Annotated in this window: 14 protein-coding genes, 4 tRNA genes and 1 pseudogene; 14 read left to right on the top strand and 5 right to left on the bottom strand. The window is 58.6% G+C overall.

Annotation, left to right across the window (positions count from 1 at the left end):
- Positions 1-2: 2 nt before the first annotated feature.
- Entirely contained in the window at positions 3-3,011 is a 3,009-nt protein-coding gene (locus ACYZUA_RS24185) for an RHS repeat-associated core domain-containing protein (RefSeq protein ID WP_461960900.1), read from the bottom strand.
- 213 nt (positions 3,012-3,224) lie between these two features.
- Between ACYZUA_RS24185 and ACYZUA_RS24180 the strand changes: the two genes are divergently transcribed.
- From ACYZUA_RS24180 to pyrF, 6 genes are all read left to right on the top strand, one after another.
- Positions 3,225-4,031 (top strand): alpha/beta fold hydrolase, encoded by an 807-nt coding sequence (locus tag ACYZUA_RS24180; protein ID WP_461960899.1) that lies wholly within the window; start codon positions 3,225-3,227, stop codon positions 4,029-4,031.
- Positions 4,028-4,882 carry an alpha/beta hydrolase gene (locus ACYZUA_RS24175; protein WP_461960898.1) on the top strand — a complete coding sequence of 285 codons (855 nt, stop codon included), beginning with the start codon at positions 4,028-4,030 and terminating at the stop codon, positions 4,880-4,882. The genes ACYZUA_RS24180 and ACYZUA_RS24175 overlap by 4 nt, the downstream gene beginning before the upstream one ends.
- Positions 4,883-4,932: 50 nt before the next feature.
- Positions 4,933-5,592: a glutathione S-transferase family protein gene (locus tag ACYZUA_RS24170; RefSeq protein WP_150657102.1), complete on the top strand. Its 660-nt coding sequence runs from the start codon at positions 4,933-4,935 to the stop codon at positions 5,590-5,592.
- Positions 5,593-5,600: 8 nt separating this feature from the next.
- Complete coding sequence (locus ACYZUA_RS24165) at positions 5,601-6,407, top strand: DUF4892 domain-containing protein (RefSeq protein WP_461960897.1); 807 nt, start codon at positions 5,601-5,603, stop codon at positions 6,405-6,407.
- Between the two features lie 68 nt (positions 6,408-6,475).
- The gene (locus ACYZUA_RS24160; protein WP_461960896.1) at positions 6,476-7,531 is read left to right on the top strand and encodes an AI-2E family transporter; all 1,056 of its coding nucleotides are present in this window, start codon (positions 6,476-6,478) and stop codon (positions 7,529-7,531) included.
- A gap of 417 nt (positions 7,532-7,948) precedes the next feature.
- Positions 7,949-8,647 carry an orotidine-5'-phosphate decarboxylase gene (pyrF, locus tag ACYZUA_RS24155; protein WP_166675900.1) on the top strand — a complete coding sequence of 233 codons (699 nt, stop codon included), beginning with the start codon at positions 7,949-7,951 and terminating at the stop codon, positions 8,645-8,647.
- A gap of 90 nt (positions 8,648-8,737) precedes the next feature.
- Here the strand turns inward: pyrF and ACYZUA_RS24150 are convergent, their stop codons facing one another.
- Positions 8,738-9,754, bottom strand: coding sequence for an NADP-dependent oxidoreductase (locus ACYZUA_RS24150; RefSeq protein WP_461960895.1), 1,017 nt, complete (start codon positions 9,752-9,754; stop codon positions 8,738-8,740).
- A gap of 235 nt (positions 9,755-9,989) precedes the next feature.
- Between ACYZUA_RS24150 and ACYZUA_RS24145 the strand changes: the two genes are divergently transcribed.
- From ACYZUA_RS24145 to ACYZUA_RS24130, 4 genes and pseudogenes are all read left to right on the top strand, one after another.
- Entirely contained in the window at positions 9,990-10,751 is a 762-nt protein-coding gene (locus ACYZUA_RS24145) for an SDR family oxidoreductase (protein WP_150657097.1), read from the top strand.
- A 183-nt stretch (positions 10,752-10,934) separates the two neighbouring features.
- Positions 10,935-12,326, top strand: coding sequence for an aminotransferase-like domain-containing protein (locus ACYZUA_RS24140; protein ID WP_461960894.1), 1,392 nt, complete (start codon positions 10,935-10,937; stop codon positions 12,324-12,326).
- A gap of 108 nt (positions 12,327-12,434) precedes the next feature.
- A pseudogene (locus tag ACYZUA_RS24135) lies at positions 12,435-13,490 on the top strand (HAMP domain-containing protein); the annotation flags it as partial.
- Positions 13,491-13,517: 27 nt separating this feature from the next.
- A complete protein-coding gene (locus ACYZUA_RS24130; protein ID WP_371916929.1) occupies positions 13,518-14,399 on the top strand; it encodes a methyl-accepting chemotaxis protein in 882 nt (293 codons plus the stop codon).
- Between the two features lie 51 nt (positions 14,400-14,450).
- Here the strand turns inward: ACYZUA_RS24130 and ACYZUA_RS24125 are convergent, their stop codons facing one another.
- Both ACYZUA_RS24125 and ACYZUA_RS24120 read right to left on the bottom strand, forming a co-directional pair.
- Positions 14,451-15,707, bottom strand: coding sequence for an IS256 family transposase (locus tag ACYZUA_RS24125; RefSeq protein ID WP_461960893.1), 1,257 nt, complete (start codon positions 15,705-15,707; stop codon positions 14,451-14,453).
- A 558-nt stretch (positions 15,708-16,265) separates the two neighbouring features.
- Positions 16,266-17,024, bottom strand: coding sequence for a hypothetical protein (locus ACYZUA_RS24120; protein ID WP_461960892.1), 759 nt, complete (start codon positions 17,022-17,024; stop codon positions 16,266-16,268).
- 393 nt (positions 17,025-17,417) lie between these two features.
- Here ACYZUA_RS24120 and ACYZUA_RS24115 point away from each other — a divergent pair.
- From ACYZUA_RS24115 to ACYZUA_RS24100, 4 genes are all read left to right on the top strand, one after another.
- Positions 17,418-17,493, top strand: a tRNA-Glu gene (locus ACYZUA_RS24115).
- Positions 17,494-17,495: 2 nt separating this feature from the next.
- Positions 17,496-17,571 (top strand) — tRNA-Gly (locus ACYZUA_RS24110).
- Positions 17,572-17,676: 105 nt separating this feature from the next.
- Positions 17,677-17,752, top strand: a tRNA-Glu gene (locus tag ACYZUA_RS24105).
- A 3-nt stretch (positions 17,753-17,755) separates the two neighbouring features.
- Positions 17,756-17,831: transfer RNA gene (locus ACYZUA_RS24100), tRNA-Gly, on the top strand.
- A 58-nt stretch (positions 17,832-17,889) separates the two neighbouring features.
- Here the strand turns inward: ACYZUA_RS24100 and ACYZUA_RS24095 are convergent.
- Positions 17,890-18,759 (bottom strand): helix-turn-helix transcriptional regulator, encoded by an 870-nt coding sequence (locus ACYZUA_RS24095; protein WP_461960891.1) that lies wholly within the window; start codon positions 18,757-18,759, stop codon positions 17,890-17,892.
- Positions 18,760-19,064 lie beyond the last annotated feature (305 nt).

Here is a 19,064-nt window from a genome sequence, read left to right as displayed (position 1 = left end):
GTTTACATGTGCGTCATCACATGGTGCAGATTGGATCGTGAATAGCTGCGCTGCCTGCGTGTTGTTTCGCTGGTTATGTAGAAGATTTCGGTGCCTGCCGGGTCAGCAGCCACAGGCACACTTTCCCGGGTGATGCCGGTGCCGACCGTGTTCTTTTCCAGATCCCAGGACGTTCGGCCCAGCTCTGCACTCAAGCCGGGTGTTGCAGCAGTCACAAAGGTCGATCGCAAGTCGCCGATGGCATTGCCGACCGCCCGCGTCACCGCAGCTTGAGTGTTTGCGTCCAATTTGCTGTATCCGGGTATCTGTGCGACGGCCCGATTGGCTAACTGGCCCAAGGAGGCAAAGAAGTGCCGACTGCTGTATCCGACGACAGCTTTGGACGAGTCGAATGTCGGCCCACTGCCTTTGGACGGCTTGATTGGCGTTCCACGCAACCCCCTCACGGCAGAGGCGCCGGCCGCACCGGCCGCCGTCGCCGTAGAGGCTGCGAGGATGGACTGCAGACCTTTACCCGCAGGCTCAGCCCCGAACAACACCGAGCCACCAAAGCCCACGGCACCTCCAACGGCACCCACGGTGCCCATGCTGGCAAGTCCGGTTGTGAAGTCTGCACGGCCGACGGAGGGATTACTCGGGCCGGCATCGGCAAAGAATTGGGAGGTCAGTTCGCGAAACGCTGTTCCGAAAGCGCTGCCGATTTGAGTGACGGCTGCCGTATTACCTTTTGGATCGAGGATTCCGAGCAAGGATGGTGCAGCCCCTAGTGCTGCACCAACAATAGCGCCACTGGTTTTCGCGAGCAGAGGCCCCCAACTGCCGGGATCATCGACGGAAATTGCGGACTGGGCCCAGTTGGCGCTCGCATAACCGCTAATGCCACCGGTAATTGCGCCCACTGCGGCGCCAGCAATAGTGACTCCCACGCTCATGGGCGACAGGAACGCCGTTACGGCATATTGCGTGGCGGCGGCAATCAAGGCACTTGGAAGTTCTCGCGCCGCCGTCGCTCCCACCGCCATGACGGTGTCGACCCCCGCCAGTCCTTGCAGATCGACAAACCTGACCGGATTGCCATGTACCATGGCAAACAGGTTCAAGCCATCGGCACTACCTGCCGGGTCGGCATTGAGCCAGCGTTCCAGCCAGGGAGCGTAGTAACGTTGTCCGTAGTAATACAGGCCTGTGGCATCACGTTCCTGGCCTGAGTATCGCCGGGTTCTATAGCTCGCTTGCACTTTGTCGCGGCCAGCCCACCACGAAGTGCCGCCATAGGGGTAGTACCTTTCCTCGCTGATCAGTTCGGCCTGTTGACCGAGTTCCAATGTACTGGAGCCCAAGTGATTGCTCAGGCTGTAACGATACTGATCGGCATTGCCACTGCCCGGCTCCCAATGCAGAACCTGTACTGTGCAGCGTCCGGCCTGCACCGAAATGACATGTAGAACTTCTTCGGGAGATGTGCGGATTTCCAGCCCTGGCAAATACCGCACTTCGTGCGTTCGCGTTGAGGACCTGCTGAGTGTGAGGCGAATTTTTCGCTTGCGCTGACCAGACTCGTCGTAAAGGTAGATTTCGCTGTCATTGGGTGCGTTCTCGCGCACCACTTGATCGACCTGCCGCAGACGGTTGTTCGGGCTCCAGGTCAGATCCTGACTCGCCATCAATTGCCTTTTGTTGCCGTTGGCATCGAATCCGGCGTCGATTTCACTCTGGTCGGGCAGCTCGCCGTCAGCCTTCTGCGCCAGTCCCCGATTGCTGTATTTCGAAATCGCCGTCTGTTGTGTCCAGCTGTGGCTGGCAGCGCTATGAACCAGTGTCGTGAGGTTGCCTGCCCAATCGTAGCTATAAGTCTGTCGGTAGTTTTCCAGTTGCCCCGGGTCGGGAGGGGAAACAAAGACCGGCTCCTGGGGGCCGTTCTGGCTATCGACCCGCTGCCAGCCGTTTGCCTCTGTCAGTTCATACAAACTGTTGTAGGTGAAAGTGTTGGTCGGTTCGATTTTCTGGTTGCGAAAAAAACGGGTGCGCTGAGTCGCATCTTTGATGCTGAGGATATTGCCTACCCGATCATAGCCGTACACCAGGTGTTGAAGCGGTGGCTGGTTTGGAAGTCCGGCCTGGAGTTCCAGCAATCGGCCGTCCTGTGGGTCGTATCGGGCTTCGCTGATCACGCCATTGCCGGCGGTCTGGCATTCGATGTTGCCAAAGGTGTTGTAGTGGATGTCGCTCAGTAGCGATATGGCTTGTGATTGCCCGGCGAGTTTCAAGCGAACCTGGCCGAGTTGGCCGGCGATGTTCAGATCCGAGAACTGGATGTTGCCTTGCGCATCTTCCTGACTGACCGTGAGCCCCAAAGCGTTGTAGAGGGTGCGGGTGGTCGCGCCTTCGCCGGATTCGTTCAACCGGTTTCTTTCAGCTTCATCAATGGGCCAGTCCGGTTCGTCCAGCTTTTCGAGAAAGTGTCGAGTCTGTGAGCTGACTCCCCCCGTCAGCGCGAAGTCAGTGAAGTGCGCAGTGCCAGCACTGTCGTCATGACGGATCAACTGACCGCATTGATTGTGCGAGGCAGATTCCGGGGTATTGTCACCATAGGTGTAAAACGAACGGTTTCTTGCGGGCGTGCCTTGAGCCTGCTCGACGGTTTTGACCGGGCGCAGTAACAGGTCGTATTCAGTTCGAACCTGAGTGAGCAGACTGTCCCAGCCGATGAGGTTTTGACCGGACACACCGGACAGGGTCAGCCGGCTTCCCGCATCCACGCCGTCACTGTAGAGGGGCGTCCCCGTGAGGCTGAAAACTCTCATCAGGTTTGGCCGGGCATCCGGCTCGGTCTCAAGCAGCTTGAACAGACGAGGGTCGCGGCTGATCGTCGGGAGACCTGCGGCATTATAAGATTGGCGGTAAATCCGAGGCTCTGCTGTCTTGCCGGGTGTGTCACGGTAGTAGGACACAGTGGCGACGCTGAGCCCTCGCGGATCCTTCACGAGTACTGTCGGGGTTTTTGTGTGCATGGAAGCAGCCTCCTGGAAGAGCTTCGAGTCGGGCGTAGTTACTCGCGGTTGCTCCCTAAGTGTCAACTGTCATAAATGACAGGTGCGACGAATGCCCGGATTGTTTTTCATCGACGAAACGACGCTGTCATCATTCCTGGCACTTACGGTCATTGCTGTAGGCCCCAGTCTTACGGACAATCAACCCCCTGTTCTAGCTCATGGATCACCGGTATGTCGCAACAGATATTTTTCGCCCACGCCAACGGTTTCCCCTCGGGCACCTACGGCAAGTTGTTCGCGGCGCTGGCGCCCGAGTATCAGGTGACGCATCTGCAGCAGCACGCCCACGACCCGCGTTTTCCGGCGGATGACAACTGGTACAACCTGGTCGACGAGCTGATTCATCACCTCAAGCAGCAATCGGAACCGGTGTGGGGCGTCGGCCATTCCTTCGGAGGCGTGCTGCATCTGCACGCGGCGTTGCGGTGCCCCGAGCTCTATCGCGGCGTGGTGATGCTTGATTCGCCGGTGCTGACCCGCGCCGATCAATGGGTGATCCGCGCCGCCAAACGCTTCGGTTTCATCGATCGCCTGACCCCGGCCGGCCGTACGTTGGGACGTCGGGAAGAGTTCGCCGATCTGGAAGCGGCCCGACTCTATTTCGCTGGCAAAACCCTGTTCCGCAGTTTCGATCCGGAATGCTTCGACGCTTACCTGCAACACGGCTTGCACAAGGTGGGCGACAAGCTGCGCCTGCGCTTCGACCCGGCCACGGAAATCAGTATTTACCGTGGCGTGCCGCACACCAGTCCCGGCCGCACACGGCAACTGAAAGTGCCGCTGGCGGTGGTTCGCGGGCACAAGAGCCGGGTGGTGATGCGTCATCACGCAAGCCTCGTGGGGCGCTTGCCGCAGGGCGAATCCCTGACGATGCCGGGCGGCCACATGTTTCCCCTCGAACGTCCCCAGGACACGGCCACGCTGCTGAAGAACCTGTTCAGTCGTTGGGAAGGTCGCCGCCAACAGGATTGCGCATGAGCAACGTCGTTGAAGAAGTTCGCCTGAGCCTGCCGCACATCGAGTTGGCAGCGCACTTGTTCGGCCCTGAAGACGGCATGCCGGTGATCGCCTTGCATGGCTGGCTGGACAACGCCAACAGCTTCGCGCGGCTGGCACCGAAGCTCAAAGGCTTGCGCATTATCGCGCTGGACATGGCCGGTCACGGTCATTCCGGGCATCGGCCGAACGGCGCCGGTTACGCACTGTGGGACTACGCCCATGACGTGCTGCAAGTGGCCGAGCAATTGGGCTGGAAGCGCTTTGGCCTGCTCGGGCATTCCATGGGCGCGATCGTTTCGTTGGTGCTGGCCGGTTCGTTGCCGGAGCGCGTGACCCATCTGGCGTTGATCGACGGCGTCATTCCTCCTACAGACAAAGGCGAAAACGCTGCCGAACGAATGGGCATGGCCCTGCAAGCGCAGCTGGATTTGCGGGAGAAGCGCAAACCGGTCTACAACACGCTCGACCGGGCTATCGAGGCGCGCATGAAAGGCTTGGTCGCTGTCAGTCGCGAAGCCGCAGAACTGCTGGCCCAGCGTGGATTGATGCCGGTGCCGGGTGGTTATACCTGGCGCACCGATAACCGCCTGACGTTACCGTCGCCGCTGCGTCTGACCACCGAACAGGCGATGGCCTTCGTCCTGCGGGTCAGTTGTCCTGCAAAACTGGTGGTGGCTGCCGACGGCATGCTCGCCAAACATCCCGAGTTGCTGGAGCGTCTACCCTTTAGCCGTGAACAGCTGCCTGGCGGTCATCATTTGCATCTGAATGACGAACCCGGCGCCGACCTTGTCGCAGACTGTTTCAATCGGTTCTTCGCCGTTCCTTGACTTGCGCCGGGCAACTGTCGAGGCTGGGCGGGTTGAAATGGGAGACAACCATGATAGATCTCTACACCGCTGCGACCCCGAATGGCCACAAGGTCTCTATCGTGCTCGAGGAACTCGGCCTGCCCTACACGGTGCACGCCTTGAGTTTCGACAAAAAGGAACAGAAGTCCGAGGGTTTCCTCAAGATCAATCCCAATGGCCGGATTCCGGCGATTGTCGACCGCGCCAACGGCGATTTCGCCGTGTTTGAATCCGGCGCAATCCTGATTTACCTGGCTGAACTGAGCGGCAAACTGCTGCCAAAAGACCCCAAGGGGCGTTCAGTGGTCCTGCAATGGCTGATGTTCCAGATGGGTGGAATCGGCCCGATGCAGGGTCAGGCCAACGTGTTTTTCCGTTATTTCCCGGAGAAACTCCAAGGCGCCATCGACCGCTATCAACATGAAACCCGCCGCCTCTATGAAGTACTCGACACGCGCCTGCAAGCCGTGGAGTTTCTGGCCGGTGAGTACAGCATTGCCGACATCGCCACTTTTCCGTGGGTTCGTGGCCATGAGTGGTCGGGTGTCGAGGTCGATGGTTTGCCGGCCTTGCAGCGCTGGATGGCAACCATGGAGGCGCGTCCGGCGGTACAACGTGGTTTGTTGGTGCCTGAGCGCATCGATGACGCCAGTATCATCAAGGGTGCCCAGGCCATGCTGATCCGATGAGTCTATCCATGCGTTCACTCAGTCTGCTGGCGCTGTGTTGTTTCAGTCCGCTTTTATTTGCCGCTGATGTTCCGGGCAGTCAGGATCTGCCGATCGTGCCGCGTATGGCCGATGCGCAGATCGTTGACTATCGTCCGGTCGCCGAACTTGAGCGGATCTATCCACTGGGCTCGATCCGCAAAATCAGTGGCCAGTTGCGCTTTGACGGCCAGGTCGCTGCCCGGGGGCAAACCACGTCGGTGACCTACGAGTTGCCACCGGAGCATTCCTCCACCGCAGCCTTCACCGCCGCTCGTGAAGCCTTGCAGAAGCAGGACGCCGAGTTGCTGTTCTGGTGCCAGGCCCGTGATTGCGGCGAAAGCAGCCTGTGGGCCAATGATGTCTTTGGCAATGCCAAGCTTTATGGCGCTGATGAGCAGCAAGCGTACTTGCTGTTGCGCCTCGCGGCCCCACAGGAAAACACGCTGGTGGCGCTTTACAGCATCACGCGCGGCAATCGCAAAGCGTATCTGCACGTCGAACAGTTCGATGCCGCTGCGCCGTTGGGTGATTTGCTGCCGACATCTGCCACCTTGCTTCGAGAGCTCAAAAGCACCGGTGAGCTCGATTTCCCCAAGCTGACCGGCGATCCTGACGATACCTGGCTGCGCCTGATCTCTCGTGGGCTGAATCTGGACACTACGTTACGGGTCAGTGTTTCCGGGCCGAAGGCCGAAGCCTGGCGTCAGGCACTGATCGGGCAGGGTGTGCGTACCGCCAGGATGGAAGCCGGCAGCGTCGAGGGCGCTGGCTTGCACATCGAACTGTTGCGGTAAGCTTTATCAGGCGAACGCAGACACTGCGTTCGCCTACTCTTTTGCGGACTGACTTTTTCGAGATTTAGATGATCAATAACGATCGGCTGTTGGTGCAGATCCTGCTCCTGGTGCTGTTTGGCGCGAGCTTCTGGGTGATGGCGCCGTTCTGGTCGGCGCTGTTCTGGGGCGCGGTGCTGGCGTTTGCCAGTTGGCCGCTGATGCGTTTGCTGACGCGTTTGCTCAATGGTCGCGAATCTCTGGCGGCGGCAGTGCTGACGCTGGGCTGGATGTTGCTGGTGGCGTTGCCGTTGGTCTGGCTGGGGTTCAACCTCGCGGACCATGTGCGCGATGCCACGGCGTTCATCAAGGATGTGCAGGTCGACGGGCTGCCGGAAGCGCCAACCTGGCTGGGCAGTATTCCCTTGGTGGGCGAGCGACTGTTGGGAGTCTGGAACAGCATCGATCAGCAGGGCGCGGCAATGATGCTGGCGGTCAAACCTTACCTGGGCCAGGTCGGCAATTGGTTGCTGGCGCGCAGCGCGCAGATTGGCGGCGGGATACTTGAGCTGACGTTGAGTATCGTCTTCGTGTTCTTTTTCTACCGTGACGGGCCGCGTCTGGCGGCGTTTGTTCACGGGTTGCTGGAACGTCTGATTGGTGACCGTGCCGGGTATTACATTGAATTGGTGGCGGGCACGGTGCAGCGGGTGGTGAACGGCGTGATCGGGACGGCGGCGGCCCAGGCGGTTCTGGCGTTGATCGGGTTTTTGATTGCCGGGGTGCCCGGGGCGCTGGTACTGGGGATCGTCACGTTTTTGTTGAGCCTGATTCCGATGGGGCCGCCGCTGGTGTGGATTCCGGCCACGGCCTGGCTGGCCTGGAAGGGCGAGTACGGGATGGCGGTGTTTCTCGGAATTTGGGGGATGTTCATCATCAGTGGCGTCGATAACGTGCTCAAACCGTACCTGATCAGCCGTGGCGGGAATTTGCCGCTGGTGATTGTCCTGCTCGGGGTGTTTGGCGGGTTGATTGCCTTCGGGTTTATTGGCTTGTTCATCGGCCCGACGTTGTTGGCGGTGGCCTACAGCCTGCTGAACGACTGGAGCAAGAGTCAGGCTCGGGTTGAGGATCGCCGGCCCTGAGTCGGCCTGAACGCGAGATGACCAAAAGCCCACTGAACCTGAGACGGTCAGTGGGCTTTTGGTTCGGGCTTAGGGGCTCTTGGCGGGTAAAGACTCAGGTCGCGTCGTCGGTTTTCTGCGATAGGGCGCTCTTGAGTTCATCCTGATCCACCGCGCCGTCGCTGTTGCTGTCGAGCTTGACGAGTAGATCTTCTGAAACTGCCTGACTGCAAGGCCTCACTGTTGCGCTGCTCGTGCAGGTAGAAGGTAACGTTGAAGGGTATTGCAGGCATGTCATGTGTGTATCTGACTCGACACAATTAACGCAAGGGCTAGTCTTGCTTGAGCCGCCTCGACGAATTACCGATCATCGGGTCCCGCAGAGGCGCTGGTTCCGCTACAATGCGCGCCGATTTCGACCTGCCTGAGAGCCCACTCATGTCCGCCTGCCAGACTCCTATCATCGTCGCCCTGGATTTCCCCACCCGTGACGCCGCACTGAAGCTGGCCGATCAGTTGGACCCGAAGCTGTGCCGGGTCAAAGTCGGTAAAGAACTGTTCACCAGCTGCGCTTCGGAAATCGTTGGCACCCTGCGTGACAAGGGTTTCGAAGTGTTCCTGGACCTCAAGTTCCATGACATCCCGAACACCACCGCCATGGCCGTCAAGGCGGCTGCGGAAATGGGCGTGTGGATGGTCAATGTGCACTGTTCCGGTGGTTTGCGCATGATGGCCGCGTGCCGCGAAGTGCTTGACCAGCGCACCGGTCCGAAACCACTGCTGATCGGCGTGACCGTGCTGACCAGCATGGAGCGTGAAGACCTGGCGGGTATCGGTCTGGATATCGAGCCGCAGGAGCAAGTGTTGCGCCTGGCCGCGTTGGCGGAAAAAGCCGGGATGGACGGTCTGGTGTGCTCGGCCCTGGAAGCCCAGGCCCTGAAATCGGCGCACCCGTCGCTGCAACTGGTGACCCCGGGGATTCGTCCGGCGGGAAGCGCCCAGGACGATCAGCGCCGCATTCTGACCCCGCGTCAGGCGCTGGATGCCGGTTCGGATTATCTGGTGATTGGCCGTCCGATCAGCCAGGCCGCGGATCCGGCCAAGGCGTTGGCAGCCGTAGTCGCCGAAATCGCTTAAGCGGCGCCTGCTAAAACCATTCGCGGGCAAGCCATGCTCCTACAGATTTCACCGCCTGTAGGAGCATGGCTTGCCCGCGATGCTTTTCAGCTAGTTGTGATCATCAACCTTCAGAACCAACTTCCCGAAATTCTCGCCGCTGAACAATTTCATCAGCGTCTCCGGGAAGGTCTCCAGTCCTTCAACAATATCTTCCTTGCTTTTGAGCTGCCCCTTGGCCATCCAGCCGGCCATTTCCTGCCCGGCGGCGGCGAACTGTGCGGCATAGTCCATCACCACAAAACCTTCCATCCGTGCGCGGTTGACCAGTAGCGACAGGTAGTTGGCCGGACCTTTGACCGCTTCCTTGTTGTTGTACTGGCTGATGGCGCCACAGATCACCACCCGTGCTTTCATGGCCAGGCGACTCAACACCGCGTCGAGGATATCGCCGCCAACGTTATCGAAATACACATCGACGCCTTTCGGACATTCGCGCTTGAGGCCGGCGTGGACGTCTTCATTTTTGTAATCGATGGCACCGTCAAAACCCAGTTCGTCGATCAGGAACTGGCACTTGTCCGCGCCTCCGGCAATGCCGATGACGCGGCAACCTTTGATCTTGGCGATTTGCCCGGCAATGCTGCCCACCGCACCGGCCGCGCCAGAAAGCACCACAGTGTCGCCAGCCTTTGGCGCGCCGACATCGAGCAGGGCGAAATAAGCGGTCATCCCGGTCATGCCCAGCGCCGACAGATAGCGCGGCAGAGGCGCCAGTTTCGGATCGACTTTGTAGAAACCTCGTGGCTCGCCGAGGAAGTAATCCTGCACACCCAAGGCACCGTTGACGTAGTCCCCGACCGCGAAGCCCGGATTATTCGAGGCAACGACTTTGCCTACGCCCAATGCGCGCATCACTTCGCCGATACCGACCGGTGGGATGTAGGACTTGCCCTCGTTCATCCAGCCACGCATGGCCGGGTCCAGGGACAGGTATTCGTTTTTGACCAGGATCTGACCCGCAGCCGGCTCGCCGACCGGTACTTCTTGATAGGTGAAGGTTTCGCGGGTCGCCGCGCCCACCGGACGTTTGGCGAGCAGGAACTGGCGATTGGTCTGGGTAGTCATGACAGGCACTCAAGATGAATGAAGACTTGTTGATAGACCTTCGTGAACGATGCCGCAAGTTTGGCTGATGCGGCGAATGCACATCGATCCAGTGCAGTGATAGTCGAGCGGGCGGTTTTATCACTGTCACTCATGGGTGCCCAACCGGCCTTCTGATAGTGCTGCCGCGCCGCAGGCCCTTGTGGCTAGATTGCGACCACGCGATACCCCGCATCTTCTCTTCGAGGACATAACAATGAGCATGACGTTTTCTGGCCAGGTCGCCGTTGTAACGGGCGCCGCCAATGGCATTGGCCGCGCGACCGCCCAGGCGTTCGCCGCTGAAGGCTTGAAAGTGGTAGTGGCTGACCTGGACGCAGCGGGTGGTGAGGACACGGTGGCGCTGATTCGTACCGCTGGCGGCGAAGCCACCTTCGTGCGTTGCAACGTCACGCTGGAAAGCGATGTAAAAAATCTGATGGACGAAGTGGTCAATACCTACGGCCGTCTCGACTATGCCTTCAACAACGCGGGCATCGAGATCGAGAAAGGCAAGTTGGCCGAAGGCACGGTCGATGAGTTCGACGCGATCATGGGCGTCAACGTCAAAGGCGTCTGGTTGTGCATGAAGTACCAGTTGCCATTGCTGTTGGCCCAGGGCGGCGGTGCAATCGTCAACACCGCATCGGTAGCCGGCCTCGGGGCTGCGCCGAAGATGAGTATTTACGCGGCGTCGAAACATGCGGTGATCGGCCTGACCAAATCGGCAGCCATCGAATACGCCAAGAAAAAGATTCGGGTGAATGCCGTGTGTCCGGCGGTGATCGACACTGACATGTTCCGCCGCGCCTATGAAGCCGACCCGAAGAAAGGCGAGTTCGCCAATGCCATGCACCCGGTCGGACGCATCGGCAAGGTCGAGGAAATCGCCAGTGCGGTGCTGTACCTGTGCAGCGACGGCGCGGCGTTCACCACGGGGCATTCACTGGCGGTGGACGGCGGCGTTACGGCGTTTTGAAACAGGCACTGCAACGTAGGAAAAAACCCGCAATTGTGCGGGTTTTTTTTCGGTTCCTTAAAGGTGCCGGACAAAGTGTTTCAAATGGTTAGAACCGATGGTTTTAGCGGTGTTGTCGCACAGCTGATCGAGCGCTCCTGTGATTAACTGTTCCCCGCAAAACGGACAGGAGTTTGCTTGCTCATGGAGTTGAGAATCGATCGACAGGCAATGGTGCCGGTCGTACAGCAAATCGTCGACGCATTAGCCTGCTGGCTGTGCCGTGGCGAGGTGCCGCCGGGGACGCGTTTGCCTTCCGTACGGCAAATCGCCCGGATCAATTTGCTCAGTCAGTCCAGCGTCTTTGAAGCCTGTGAGCGTCTGGTGGCTCAAGGGGTGCTGGCGTCGCGTCATGGCGCCGGATTCATTGTCGCCACGCCAGCGCTGGCCGCACAGGGGCAACAGGATTGTCCCCGGTTCGAGGGGGCAGAAACGAAGCGGGGCGGCACTTCGGGCGAACTCAAACTGGGGTGTGTCGGACTGCCCGAGAGCTGGCGCGAAACTGACGACTTGAGCTACGCGATCCGCCAGGTCAGTCGCACCGACATGGCCGGCCTGTTCAACTACAGCACGCCGCTGGGCCTGCCAGCCTTGCGCCAGCAGATCAACAAACGGCTGAAACAGCTCGATATCCTGGTGGAAGAAAGCCGGATCCTGACAACGGCGGGGGCCAGTCAGGGGCTGGACCTGATCGTGCGGACCTTATTCAAGCCGGGTGATTGCGTGGTGGTGGAGAATCCCGGTTATTCCTTGCTGTTCGATCTGCTCAGGTTGCACGGTGTCAGCATGATCGAAGTGCCGCGAACCCCGCACGGACCGGACATCGAAGCGCTTGAGGCACTGTTGGTTAAGTACAGGCCCTGCGGGATCTTTATCAATAGCTTCTTTCACAATCCCACTGGCAGCAGCCTGGCGCCGGCGGTGGCGCAGCGGGTTGTGCAACTGGCCAAAACCTATGGCCTTCTGGTCATCGAGGATGACGTCTATGCGGATTTGTACAGCGGCCCCGGTACGCGCCTCGCTGCGTTGGGTATCGATGACAACGTGATCTACGTCGGCAGCTACTCCAAGACCCTCAGCAGTTCGTTGCGGGTCGGTTTTGTAGTGGGCAGCGCCGGGGTTATTTCGCGGCTGGCCGAGGTCAAGATGATCAGCAGCATGGGCGCTTCACGGTTTTGCGAGTCGGTGCTGGCAAACCTTTTATCCAGCGGTGCCTACCGCAAATTGGTCCAGCGCCAGCGCCAGCGTTTGAGCAATGACAGAGAGGCGGCGCTGCAAGTGCTTGAAGACGCCGAATGGGAGGTGTTTGGCAAGCCCGTCGGTGGCTTGTTCATCTGGGCGCGATCGCGGATGTCCGACTACGCTCAGGTGCGCAAACAAGCCCAGCGCTACGGTGTCCTGTTGTCTTCTGCGACGGCATTCAGTCCCACCGCAGAGGCCAGTGACTGGCAGCGTATCAATGTGGCCTATGCCTGTGATCCGCGAGCCCGGGCGTTTTTTCAGGCCACCGCTCTGGATCGACCTCAAGCGTCCTGAAAACGACGGAAGCGTAGCTTTTTGCCATTATTCAGACGCCAGAGACTTGTGTTGATACAGGCCCGTTGCGAATCTGCGTCAACAGACAATGTCAGGGGACTAAGTGCAATGAATTCGGCCGTGCAAGGACGTTTTGCCAACCTCGGTATGGCGAAAAAACTGGGTGTCGGGTTTGTACTGGTGCTGCTGTTGACAGCCTTGGTGGCGGCCATCGGCGTATGGTCCCTGCAAACCATCAGCCAGCGCTTCGACGGGCTCAAGCAGATGTCGTCGCTCAACAGCGGTTTGCTCAAGGTGAGACTGCTCGAGCAGGAATACGCCTTGCACGGCAACCGGAAAACCGCTGATGCGCTGCGCGAGGGCGTTGACGGCCTGATCGCTCTGGCAACCCAGCTGAAAGCGGCGTCTGCGGCCAACGTGCCGGTGATGAATGACGTCGAGCAGTCCCTGGGGGCCTACCGCAAGGCCTTTGACGAGTTCGTCTCGCTCAGCCAGGCCAAGGACCTGGCACTGGAGATGGCCAGTTGGTCGGTGTCCAGCGTGGCCAATAACCTCGACGTGCTGCAGGCCGGGCTGGCCGATGACGGCGCTTATACCTTGAAGGAATCCGAAGGCAAGGACGGTGGTCAGTTCATCGAACAGGCCAATCAGGTCAGCCAGGTGTCGCGGTTGATGTTGCAAGCCATGAACGAAGCGCGTGTGCGCCTGGACCTGAGCCGCAAGGGCGACGACAGCGCAGGGCAGGGCAAGATCGAGCAGGCCGACCAGGCACTGACCCAGGCCGAGCAGCTGAAAACCACGGTCAAGGATGAGGGTTACCAGACGGTCCTCAATGAAGTGGTCGGGCACATCGGCGGATTCAGCGAAAAACTCGCCGAGTACACCGGCCTGCTGGCGCAGGAAAAAACCGTCTATGAGCAACTCCATCAGCGCGCCGCTCAGGTGGTGGAGCGGGTGGATCAGGCCTATGTCGCGGAAGACCAGTCGATGCAGGCGGAGCTGAAAAAGAACTCGCTGTTGATCATCGGCTCCTCGGCGCTGGCGTTGCTGGTCGGGCTGATTGCGGCTTGGGTGATTACCCGGTTGATCGTGGCACCGCTGCGCAGCGTGATCCGTGTTGCTCAACAGATTGCCTCTGGCGATTTGAGTGCGACGGTTGAAGTGACCCGACGTGATGAGATCGGGCAACTGATGCAGGCCATGCAGCAGATGGGCGCGGGGCTTAGCAGTATTGTCAGCGGTTTGCAGGCGGGTATCGAACAGTTGGCCAGTTCAGCGCAGTCGTTGTCGGCGGTGACCGAGCAGACCAATCTTGAGGTCAGTAGCCAGAAGGAGGAGACCGAGCAGGTTGCTACCGCGATGAATCAGATGACCGCCACCGTGCATGACGTTGCGCGTAACGCGGAGGAAGCAGCTCAGGCAGCGCAGACGGCGGACGACAAGGTTGAAAGTGGTCAGCAGGTGGTGCGCCAGAGCATGGCGCGGATCGAACAACTGGCGGATTCAGCCACCTCGGCCAGTTCGAGCATCGAAAGCTTGAGTGCGGAAATCCAGAACATCGGCACAGTGTTGAGCGTCATCAAGAGTGTGGCTGAGCAGACCAATCTGTTGGCCCTCAACGCTGCGATCGAGGCGGCTCGAGCCGGCGAGCAGGGCAGGGGCTTTGCGGTGGTGGCCGATGAAGTGCGGGCGCTGGCCAAGCGCACTCAGCAATCGACCGAGGAGATTGAGCGACTGGTGAGCGCCTTGCGCTCGGCGGCTCAGTCTTCTGTTCAGCAGATTCAGAACAGTGGCGAGCTGGTGAAGCTGGCGGTGAGTGATGCATTGCAGACGGAGAGTGCGCTGGGGAGTATTGCGGCGGCAGTGTCATTGATTCAGCAGATGAACCAGCAGATTGCAGCGGCAGCCGAGGAGCAGAGTTCGGTGGCTGAGGAGATTAATCGCAGTGTTACGAGTATCCGGGCCAGCGCGGATCAGTCTTCGTTGGCGATGCAGGGGAATGCGGCTTCCAGTATTGAGTTGGCGCAGTTGGGGGTTGAGTTGAAGGGGATGGTGGGGCACTTTCGGCTTTGATGTGGGAGCCATGTTGAGGGTGTCCTAGATTTTGTGTAAACGGGATTTTTATTAAACCGTTAACAGCCGATCTTCGAACTGGATACTGAAGCGATTCAAGGCCGCTTTCCAGTCCCGGATCGGCATCGTCCACTTCTTGCTGATGTTGTTCAGCGCCAGATAAAACAGTTTCATCACCGCGTCATCGGTCGGAAATGAGGCGTGCGTTTTGATCACTTTGCGCAGGCTCATGTTGATCGATTCGATGGCATTGGTGGTGTAAATCACCTTGCGAATTTCGGCTGGATAGTCAAAAAACGGGATCACCCGAGCCCAGTTTCGCCGCCATGACAGGCTGATCGACTGGTACTCGGCATCCCATTTGGCTTCAAATTCGCAGAGTCGTTGTTCGGCCAATTCGGCGGTTGCCGAGGTGTAAATCAGTTTGAGATCAGCCGCCACCTCTCGCTGCTTTTTCCACGACACGAAGTTCAAGCTGTTGCGCACCATGTGCACGATGCACAGCTGAACGACGGCTTTTGGGTAGACGGCTTCAATGGCTTCAGGGAAACCTTTGAGACCGTCCACGCAGGCGATGAAGATGTCCTGCACGCCCCGATTCTTGAGTTCGGTCACCACTTGCAGCCAGAACTTCGCGCCTTCGGTTTGAGCGATCCACAGACCCAGCACTTCCTTGTGACCGGCCATATTGACGCCGATAGCCAGGTAAACCGCCTTGTTGCGCACGGCGCCAGCGTCACGCACTTTGACGTGAATGCAGTCCAGATAGAGGATCGGGTACAGCGCGTCCAGTGGTCTGGCTTGCCACAGCTTGACCTCGTCACTCACCGCGTCGGTAATCGCCGAGATCAGGCTGGGAGAGACCTCTGTGCCGTACATTTCCTGTAAGTGAGCCTGGATTTCTCTGACACTCAAACCGCGAGCGTAGAGAGAGATGACTTTGTCATCGAAGCCCGTCCAGCGGGTTTGATGCTTGGCCACCAACTGCGGCTCGAAGGACGCCTGCCGGTCGCGAGGGATGTCGAGCGGCAGTTCGCCGAAGTCGCCCTTCAGGGTTTTACCGCTGTGACCGTTGCGCGCATTGGCGGCGGTGTTGGTGATCGCTGCGCTTTTGTCGTGCCCCAAGTGTTCGGTCATCTCGGTTTCAAGGGCCCGCTCCACCAGCATCTTGGTGAGCTGTTTGAGCAGGCCGTTTTCGCCGATCAGATCTTCGGGCTTTTTGTAGTTGGCCAGCAGACTGTCGGCCAGTTTAACCAGTTCAGGATCAGGCTTGACTCGTTTGGCGCGCTTGGGTTTTGGCTCGGTCATTGGATTTCCTTGGGGTAGGCAGTCTCCTGCCAAATGACCGTTTACACAAAACTAATTACACCCTCGCCATGTTTTGTTGACTGAGTACATATCCGTTCCTGCGGTAACGGCCACTTGGGGTTTCGCCCTTACGGCGACTCACTTTTTTTACAAGCGCCAAAAAAAAGTAAGCAAAAAAACGCTCGCCCCAAGCGTCCGGCCCCTCGCTTAGGCTCGGCGTTCCTTCGCTCCGGCATTCATCTGGGGGCATCGCCTCCGGTCGGCTTCGCTTCGACCTCCTCTCGATGTGTTCGACTTCGTCGAACGGCGCTGCGCGCCTTCCCCCCAGATGAACACCTCCACTCAGCCTTCCGAAAGGGCGGGTGGATCAAGAGCTGCAGGCGAGCTAACGCTCGGCCTGTTGAGTGGTGGGGGGCGAAAGGCGAACACTGATCTCCTGTAGGAGCTGAGCTTGCTCGCGATGGCGGCCTGACAGCCGACCTATCTTTCCTGGGTGTACACGCCAAACTCAACGCAAAAAAAAGCCACCTGATCAGGTGGCTTCTCTGTTTTTTGTGATCAGTCGTAAATCACTTTCTTCTTCCAGTCCGCATCGGCCTCGACGTCTTTGAGGCCTTCGGTCAGTTGGTTCACTTCGCCTTCTACCGGGGCGATGTTGTCCATGACTTGTGCGTTGGCGCGAGCCAGGAGTTTTTCCAGGTATTCCAGTTGTTCGGCGTAGACCTGGGGTTCCTGTTGTTTGCGCAGGTATTGCACGCCGCGTTCGAACGCCAGGCGGGCCTGGCCGGGCTGGTTTTGTTGCAGGGCGTGCTGGCCGAGGTTGTTGAAGAATTCGATGTGCAGCAGGACCAGGATGTGGCGAACTTCGCGGATCCAGCGTTTGGCTTCGTTGGTTGGCAGGAAGCCGTCCTGTGCGGCGCGGGTGATTTGGCCGTGCAGGGCTTCGAGCAGGAAGCGTACGTCTTTGGCTTTGGCTTCGGTCTGGATCGGTGCTGGCGGGTTGTTGACCGGGATCGATTCCCCCTGGCCGACCAAGACGCTCAGTTCGTCAATCCTTGTCTTGAGATTGGAGCTGGTTTTTTCCAGATTGAGCAGGCGTTGGCAGACGTTCAATTCCAGACGGGTCAACAGCAGCTTGAGGCCCGGTGTCATCAATTGGCCGGGAAAGGTCTCGGTGATTTCGCCGCAACGACGCAGACGATCGTTGAGCTCAACCTTGGTGCGGGCCTTTTCCAGCTTATTGTTTTCCACCACATGGTTCATGTAGCCAATGGCGATCAGGAGTGCGATCCCGGCTACGACTAGCAGGGTGATCATGAGTGGTGTCACCGGTAAGACCTCTTTATGGGGTTCGCGTGCGAGTGTAGTGGCTTGGCATTGGGGCGCATAGCGCCGCTCAGCGAGTTGAATCGGCTACTGCACTGTCTGTATCGGCCGCGTTCCTGCTTATATAAGTAATAGCGTGCGAGGTGCACATTGCCATCATCTTTGGCGTGGGTGGACTATAACGTCTTGGTGGGTGCCAGAATATAGGCGTCAAACGCCGGGCGACGGAAAGGCCGGATTAGTGTCTCAAAGCAGGGCGAAGTCATTGATTTAAATAAATTTATATCTGGGGGTTGACGACCCCTCAATCCATCCATAGAATGCGCGCCACTTACAGCGTAAAGCACACAGCGAAACGCGGTAGGGAGTGAATGTTGTACGTGTGTCCCCTTCGTCTAGTGGCCTAGGACACCGCCCTTTCACGGCGGTAACAGGGGTTCGAGTCCCCTAGGGGACGCCAATGCGGGAATAGCTCAGTTGGTAGAGCACGACCTTGCCAAGGTCGGGGTCGCGAGTTCGAGTCTCGTTTCCCGCTCCAATTTTAAACAGTGTTGCTTTCGGGCAGCGCTGAGTGAAACCAGAACCAGCATCTTCGGATGCGGATTTGGGCACTGAAATACACACCATGTGTTTCAGTTAGCGTGTCCCCTTCGTCTAGTGGCCTAGGACACCGCCCTTTCACGGCGGTAACAGGGGTTCGAGTCCCCTAGGGGACGCCATTTGCGGGAATAGCTCAGTTGGTAGAGCACGACCTTGCCAAGGTCGGGGTCGCGAGTTCGAGTCTCGTTTCCCGCTCCATATTTAACGAAAACGCCGCTCAATGAGCGGCGTTTTTGTGTGCGCGTATAAAACCGCATCAACCGCTGAGGCTTTGCACCAGGCTTTCGAGCGCTTCAGTGGTTTTTTCATCTTGCACCATTTGCGCAGCTGCATTCACTCTGAGTTGGCGTGCCAAGCGGTATTCGCTGGGCGTGCAGTTTGCGAACTGCTTGAAGGCACGAGCGAAGTAGGAAGGATCCTTGAAGCCGGCCTCATAGCCGATGCTGGTAATGGGCATCTGGCTGTTGTCGAGAAGTTCTTTGGCGAAGTTCATGCGCTTGTTCAAGATGTAATCCGTGAAGCCAAGTCCATTGGCTTCCTTGAACAGGCGGCTGAAGCGAAATGTTGTCATGCCGCAGCGCTGCGCCAAATCCCTCTGATCAATGCTGTCCCGATAGTGCTGCTCGATGTACAGCATGATGTTGCTCAGCGCCTGATGTTTTTGGTGTCCGGAGGTCAGCCGGATGCTGTCCGGCAGGGTCGGGGAGTGGTCGATCAGCAGTGTCTTGCGGTGGTCGACAACATTCCGGCGCAGCTCGCAGAGCTGAACTACAGCAGTCAGGTAGCGGCTCCTCTCGGTGACCGGGAAGGGGAGCACTATGTATTCCCAGACGCTGGAACGCATGGCCCAGACGGCCAGTTCTTCTGAGTGCTGCACGGTGAACATGGTGATTGGGATGGCCGGTGCGCTGCGTTTGATCTCCAGCAACAGCCTCAAGCCTGGTGTGTCGGGGCGATCGAAATGGATGCAGATCATGTCTGCGTGTTCCCCGATGGGCAGCACGGAGTTTTTCGCCAGTTTGCAGTCGCAGGTACCCTCGAACTGCGCGATGAGTTCTTTCGTGGATCGATCATGAGTCAGATCGAACCATAGGAGCGTTGGCCTTCTGGTCAGGTTGGACGTCATGTCTCTACTCTGGGGTTCTTAGTGACTCTTTACGCTAAGCAGTATCGTCAATGTGCCATCACCTCGCAGATTTAATCTCGATAGGAAAGACGAGTTTTAGTTCTATTCGCTATATGCGTTGCCTGGAAAGCAGTCGCGGGCGACTGTTTGCTCGCGTGTTTTCGATGAGCCCGGGTTGAACCGCTTATCGGTTGCGAACAATGAGAATCGCATTTGCCCTGCCATGCCTTTTTACCCCTCCCGTTACTTCTGCAAAGGCCAATGACCCCTGTTTGGCCGCCCCGCAAAAAAGTCCTAGCGATGTG

Source organism: Pseudomonas sp. LS2P72, assembly GCF_054897865.1.
This window is presented reverse-complemented; position numbering and strand designations above follow the sequence as displayed.